8 protein-coding genes and 1 pseudogene are annotated in these 6,612 nt (G+C 37.2%); 3 read left to right on the top strand and 6 right to left on the bottom strand.

The features are described 5' to 3' along the window. The coding region (locus tag R5R67_RS12425) for a MerR family DNA-binding protein (RefSeq protein WP_318754864.1) at window positions 1–232 on the top strand (232 nt) is incomplete at its 5' end. A 13-nt stretch (window positions 233–245) separates the two neighbouring features. Here R5R67_RS12425 and R5R67_RS12420 read toward each other — a convergent pair. The 6 genes and pseudogenes from R5R67_RS12420 to R5R67_RS12395 all read right to left on the bottom strand — a co-directional run bounded on the left by R5R67_RS12420 (window position 246) and on the right by R5R67_RS12395 (window position 4,469). After that, complete coding sequence (locus R5R67_RS12420) at window positions 246–371, bottom strand: hypothetical protein (protein ID WP_374045608.1); 126 nt, start codon at window positions 369–371, stop codon at window positions 246–248. Between the two features lie 75 nt (window positions 372–446). Next, on the bottom strand, window positions 447–1,472 hold the full coding sequence (locus R5R67_RS12415) for a tyrosine-type recombinase/integrase (protein ID WP_158284315.1): 1,026 nt from the start codon (window positions 1,470–1,472) through the stop codon (window positions 447–449). 2 nt (window positions 1,473–1,474) lie between these two features. Further along, the gene (locus tag R5R67_RS12410) at window positions 1,475–2,407 is read right to left on the bottom strand and encodes an IS5-like element ISAba40 family transposase (protein ID WP_002033903.1); all 933 of its coding nucleotides are present in this window, start codon (window positions 2,405–2,407) and stop codon (window positions 1,475–1,477) included. Between the two features lie 7 nt (window positions 2,408–2,414). Beyond that, entirely contained in the window at window positions 2,415–3,143 is a 729-nt protein-coding gene (locus tag R5R67_RS12405) for a hypothetical protein (RefSeq protein WP_188198993.1), read from the bottom strand. A 130-nt stretch (window positions 3,144–3,273) separates the two neighbouring features. Further along, window positions 3,274–4,176: pseudogene (locus R5R67_RS12400) on the bottom strand (YifB family Mg chelatase-like AAA ATPase); the annotation flags it as partial. 65 nt (window positions 4,177–4,241) lie between these two features. Next, window positions 4,242–4,469 (bottom strand): accessory factor UbiK family protein, encoded by a 228-nt coding sequence (locus R5R67_RS12395; protein ID WP_000894500.1) that lies wholly within the window; start codon window positions 4,467–4,469, stop codon window positions 4,242–4,244. Between the two features lie 279 nt (window positions 4,470–4,748). On the opposite strand from R5R67_RS12395, the gene glnK reads away from it, so the two are divergent. Both glnK and R5R67_RS12385 read left to right on the top strand, forming a co-directional pair. Then, on the top strand, window positions 4,749–5,087 hold the full coding sequence (gene glnK / locus R5R67_RS12390; RefSeq protein ID WP_000780326.1) for a P-II family nitrogen regulator: 339 nt from the start codon (window positions 4,749–4,751) through the stop codon (window positions 5,085–5,087). Between the two features lie 57 nt (window positions 5,088–5,144). Further along, entirely contained in the window at window positions 5,145–6,542 is a 1,398-nt protein-coding gene (locus R5R67_RS12385; protein ID WP_135013342.1) for an ammonium transporter, read from the top strand. The last annotated feature ends 70 nt before the right edge of the window (window positions 6,543–6,612 follow it).

The following is a 6,612-nucleotide window of genomic DNA, read 5'->3' as shown; positions in this document are numbered from 1 at the left end:
CTGTCGTTCTTTGAATATGAATTTAACTGAAATCAAAAAATTATTAAATTATAAGGATCTACCTAATCTAAATTGTTCTGATGTGAATGAGCTTATCGATTCACATATTAACGATGTAGAGGAAAATATACGAAACCAGCAAAAACTCATACAGCAGCTATTAGAAATAAGAAAGACTTGCGATGGGTTATGTACAGTAGATAAGTGTGGTGTGTTGAAAAAATTAGCTTGATTTTAATTATTATTTATCTAATGTTGAATAGCCAACCCACCTCTAATTTTGGGGCGATTGCAGCTACAGACTCATGTGAATTTGAAAGCGCATAATCTATTGTTTGCTGTTTAAATTCAGGACTAAAGCGTTTAGCCATTACTACATCTCTAATGTTAACATTACGTTAGCTTTAGAGGGACTATGTGTCCATTATTTTGTCTAGAATCAAAATCTATTTTTTTATATGCTTCAAATCTGATGCTAATGCTTGTAGAGAGAAAGTAATTTCAAATACTTTTTCTTCACTTGATAAATCTGAGCTATTTATAAATTCAGTAAGAATATTAATTTTTTCAGTAATTAAAGCAAGATCTACTTTCGATATAACATTTTCAATTGTCTGATCAATATTTGAAAGATCTGAATAAGCCAAGTTAATGTAGACATTTAGAGATTCAAGTGAAGTATGGCCTGTCCATTGTTGTATAATTTGCTGAAATTTATGAGTATTTATTAGTAGTTGACGAAATGTATCGGGATTGTTTATTTGATGCTCTAAAATCAAGCACTTAAATTTTTCAGTGATAAATCTATGTCTATATAAGTGAGCAAAAGCTTGTCCATTAAGATTTATTTCGCTCGCCCATTTATGCATATAAGTAGTGAACGTATCTGGGCTTAATGGTTTTCCTGTAGAGTGAGAGATGAAAACATAACCATGATCATTATTTAATCCGATTGTTTTCTCAATTATTTTTTTTCTTATTCTTCTTATATAGAGACTTAAATTTTGAAGATAGGTTTTAGGTACAGGAATAACACGAAACAATTCTTTTCTAGTTTTTAGAGTCCTTAGCTGTAACATTGGACAGATTAACTCGCTTTGAAGGGCCAATCGAACATCTTCAACTCTAATAAGTAAGATTTCTTGTCTTCGAGCACCAGTTTGTTCTAAAGAGTCAATCAAGCATGTATTTCTGATTCGTAAACCTATATTTGGATTCTGTGTAACATGTTTATAAATTTTAGATGCTACATCGTTTGAGATTGGATATCTTTTTTGCTTATTAGATGGGAGTGGAAAAGAAGAATGTGAAAGTGAACATGAAAATCTATTTTTTCTTAAGTGCTTCTTTATTTTTACTAAAATACTATATGCTTCAGATTCGCCAATGAAGTTTTCAAGATTATATAACTCACCTACAAACGGCTTTGTTGCACAAAGGCTTGAAAGATAGAGCTCCCCTAGAAGATCCAAATTTAAGTTACAACTCGGGTTTGAGGTCGGCCTAATTCCGTAAACTTATTTAAGATTGCCACACGTGTATGTATTTCATTGACTTGGCTTTGAAAGTTTCTCGCACTGAGTTTATCCCCTAATAATTTGATGCAATGCATCTTAGTTTCAACCAAACTTCGCCGGTGATAACCTGACCATTTTTTCCAAATGGTTCTTCCTAAATGCTTAACTGTTCGAAGCAGCTCATTTCGCTCTAACGAGCAAATCTTTGTATCTTTCCAAGGCTTTGCATTTTTCCTAGGTGGAATCACTGCATGTGCTTGCCGATCCGAAATTACTTGACGGCATTGTTTTGTGTCATAAGCCCCATCAGTATATACGGAGTCAATCTGCTCATCTTGTGGAATCTGATCAAGTAAATCACCAAGTACCTGCGAATCACTCACATTGTTAGTGCTGAGCTGAACTGCCCGTATTTGAAGGGTTTCAGCATCTATACCAATATGTAATTTACGCCATTGGCGGCGATATTCAGGCTGATGTTTCTTTCGTTTCCATTCACCTTCACCCAGAAACTTTAAACCAGTAGAATCGACGAGTAGGTGGAGACCATTACTGTTTTTTTGATAGTTAATTGCAATATCAAGATACTTTTGTCTTCTACAGAGAGTGGAATAATCTGGGGCTGTCCAATCTAATCTGCAGAGATGAATGAGACTTTGAACAAAGCCAGTGACCATACGTAAAGACAATCGAAATAGGGATTTGATCATCAGACAGCATTGAATCGCTGTGTCAGAATAAGTTTGATTTCGTCCATGTTTGCCTTTGGGTTGAGCATACCATTGAGTTTTTGGATCAAACCAAATTGAGAGATTTCCTCGATTTATCAGAGCACGATTGTAGAATGACCAATTGCTTGTACGATAAATTTTAGGTGTAGGCTTATTCATTTGCGAATTATATTACGGAATAAGGCTTTATCGGTAGGTTTGTGCAACAAAGCCACATGGTATCGTATGCATTGAAAGAATTTAAGCTTCTATTTAGATCCTCTAGATTTGGATATAATTCAATAAAATATTTATATAATTTTAGGATGTTTATTATAATTACATTGGATGAGGGCTTTGATCTTTTAGAAGTTATTATTTTTAGAACATCTAGGAGCGATGATGTGTATATTTTGCCGTAGCTTTTATATATATTGGTTAAATTAATATAAAGTGTATGGCCTTCAGAACAATTTACATACCATCCTTTATAGTATTCGATTTTCTCTAAATTTTTTCTTGAATGTAAATAATGTTTAATATAGTCCTCTACATTTTTAGATTCACATATTGAACTAAATTTTGAATTGTGTAGCGTAAATTTTTCTTTGAAAATTTCAATAAAAAGTTTTAAAAATATTTTTGCATATTTATATTTTGTTTCATATTTACCATCAAACTCACAATACATAAAACCAATAAGCATTTTGAAGTGAGAATCAATGCATTCAATATCTTTTAAATCAAAAGGTTTATTTTTTTCATGCTCAGTTATATCAATGAAAGATCTATAAATATTGAATACTACATCGAATCTCAAAAACTTCTCTTTTTCGATAGTATTTTTCCAATGTTGTTGAAAACTTGAACTTAAAATTTCATCAAGCTCATAGTTTTTTAGCTTAGAGAATCTCATTGTCAAAGCCCAAAAAAGTCCTCAGTTAATTTTGACAATTATCAAAATTATTTCTGTTTATTTTTTGTTCAATGTGATGAAAATTCAGTTCTTTTTCTTTTTGACGAAATTATAGAGTTAGGGAAATATCCAGTTCATCTAAAAATAGAACACCTAAATGAGATAAAGTAATTTCACCCGGTTTAGGGTGTGAACCGCCCCCAACCAGTGCAATTGCTGATGCTGTATGGTGGGGCGCGCGAAATGGACGCTGCCCAAAAGTATGCGGTGTATTTGAAATAGAATAAATACTTGCAACTTCAAGAGTTTCTTGAGTAGAAAGTGGCGGTAAAATGGAAGGCAGGCGTGAGGCCAATAAAGTTTTACCTGTGCCTGGTGGTCCTTTAAAGAGCAGGGAATGTCCCCCAGCGGCAGCAATTTCTAGTGCACGCCGTGGGCGTAGCTGACCTTTAACATCTGCAAGATCAAATTTATAGGGCATTTCATTTGAATGGGCACTTGGCTGTGCGTGAGCTAGCTTTTGTGTGCCTAAAAAGTGCTCGCACACCTCTTTTAAATGATTAACCGGATAACACTCAAGATTAGGTAAATGGCTAATATCTTGGCTATTATCGACTGGTAAAACGATTTTATGCTGAGCTTGCTGGCATGCCATTGCTAAAGTTAAGGCGCCTGACACAGGTCTTACATGACCGTCTAGAGCTAACTCTCCAATAAATTCAAAGTCTTCTGTGCAGTTTTCCGGAAGTTGACCAGAGGCAATTAAGATGCCTAAAGCAATTGGTAAATCTAGCCGTGAACCATCTTTGGGCAAATCTGCAGGAGCAAGATTAATGGTCAGCCGCTTAGTTGGAAATTGAAATCCACTGTTAATAATAGCTGAGCGAACCCTATCCTTACTTTCCCTAACTGCTGCTTCAGCTAAGCCTACAATAGTCAGAGAGGGTAAGCCTTGACTCACATGCACCTCAACCTCAATGAGAGGCGCATGTAATCCTAAAAGTCCCCGAGTATAAATTTTAGAAAAAGACATCTTATTGTTCCATTATGGTGCTTCATTTTTAATCGTTGTAAAGTATAAGTGCGCTACGTTGGTGCTTATTTTTTATTCTTTAAAGCTTCTTCTAATAGACTGACTTGTTTTTGTAGCGCTTCTAAACGTTGATTGGCTAAATGAAGGGCTGTTTTTTGTCTTTCGATTTCTTGTTTAGAGACAAGATCTAATTTCTCGACAGTTTCATTTAATAATGCACGTAAGTTTTTTTCTAAATCTTTTTTAGGCTCGTCAATTTGTTCCAAGATGGCCTGTAATAGAGTTTCTAGCATGAGATATCCAAACTGTTGTATTACCTTATGCTCGCCAGTTTAACACTGCTTGAATCTAGGATATAGGCTTCTTGGCTTTTAGCCATGTCATAACGATAAATTGAAATAAAAACAGGACTGAAAATTCATTTTATTTTTAGTTGCTCATCTACATCTTGATAACTAAATAGGTTATAAAGAAAGCTCATGCAAAAGATTCATATCCTCCAACCTTTGAAATATTGGCATGAAAATTGAACATAAAACCTTACTGGTGAAAAGAAGCCGAAGGAAACAAACATGAAGCTTGTAACTGCAATTGTAAAACCGTTTAAATTGGATGATGTGCGTGAAGCACTCTCTGACATTGGTGTACAAGGGATTACCGTAACTGAAGTTAAAGGTTTTGGTCGTCAAAAAGGACATACAGAACTTTACCGCGGCGCTGAGTATGTGGTTGATTTCTTACCTAAAGTAAAAATCGAAATTGCGATTAGTGATGAAATGGTCGACGCGGTAATTGAGTCAATTACACGTGTGGCAAGCACTGGAAAAATCGGCGACGGTAAGATTTTTGTGACTAATCTGGAACAAGTCATCCGTATCCGTACAGGTGAAACAGGACCAGATGCTGTCTAAATTGGCACAAAGCTTGCTGAGCAATAAATAGCTCGCAAATGAGGTTGGGGGACACGAATGAAAAAAATGCTTATGGCGCTGAGTTTAACCGGCGCACTTTTTGGTGGTACTGCCGCTTGGGCAGAAGAGACTGTAACAACACCAACATCTGAGGTTACAGCAACATCAACGTCTGAAGCTCCTGCAACAATTGCAGCGGCACCAGCAGCTGAGGAAACTCCGGCCGCTCCGACACCGACTGCAAAACTCGATACCGGTGATACATCTTGGATTTTAATTTCAACAGCTTTGGTTCTGTTGATGACAATTCCAGGCTTGGCGTTATTTTACGGTGGTATGGTCCGTAAGAAAAATGTCTTAAGCACTATGATGTTTAGCCTTTCTGCTGCAATTTTAGTAAGTTTGCTCTGGGTGATTGCAGGTTATTCAATCGCGTTCTCTGGCACAGGTGCATACTTTGGTGATTTGTCTAAAGCAATGCTCAATGGCGTCGCTTTTGATGCACTAAGTGGGACAATTCCTGAAAGCCTCTTTGTTATTTTCCAAATGACTTTCGCCATCATTACTGTCGCAATTTTGAGTGGCTCGATTGCTGACCGTATGAAATATTCAGCTTTCATGGCATTCATTGCAATTTGGGTACTTGTAGTTTATGCGCCAATTACTCACTGGGTGTGGGCGGCAGATGGCTGGTTATTTAAAGCAGGTGCATTAGATTTCGCTGGCGGTACGGTTGTACACATTAACTCCGGTGTTGCAGGCCTAGTTGCTGCTTATATGCTTGGTAAACGTATTGGCCTTGGCCGTGAATCTATGGCACCACATAACTTAACTTTAACTGTAATCGGTGCAAGTTTACTTTGGGTGGGTTGGTTCGGCTTTAACGGTGGTAGTGCTTTAGGTGCTGGTGCTCGTGCAAGTATGGCAATTTTAGTGACTCAAGTTGCTGCCGCTGCTGCTGCGTTCTCTTGGTTGGTAGTAGAACGTATGATCCGTGGTAAAGCTTCTGTATTGGGCGGTGCGTCTGGAGCTGTTGCTGGTTTAGTTGTGATTACGCCTGCAGCTGGTTTTGTTGGGGTAGGCGGAGCTTTAGTAATGGGCCTTATTGGTGGCGTAGTCTGCTTCTGGGGTATTACGGCACTTAAACGCTTACTTAAAGCAGATGATGCTTTGGATGCGTTTGGTTTACACGCTGTAGGTGGTATTGTCGGTGCGATTTTAACTGGCGTATTTTATAGTGATGAAATCATTAAGGCAGCCAACGTAGCATTAGCGCCAACATTCGCTGGTCAGTTGTGGGTACAAGTCGAAGGTGTGCTTGCGACAATGGTTTACAGTGGTATCGCAACTTTCATTATTCTTAAAGTGATTGACCTTATCATTGGACTTCGTGTTAATTCCGATGATGAACGTATGGGTCTGGACTTAAGCCAACATGGCGAACGTATTGAATAATCACTAATAATACTTATATCAAAAACAGTCTTGTGCTGTGATCAAAGCGATGCTTTGATCTCGGACAGGA

It is taken from the genome of Acinetobacter sp. OYA S30, from assembly GCF_033599315.1.
Classification (GTDB): Bacteria; Pseudomonadota; Gammaproteobacteria; order Pseudomonadales; family Moraxellaceae; genus Acinetobacter; species Acinetobacter baumannii.
This window is presented reverse-complemented; position numbering and strand designations above follow the sequence as displayed.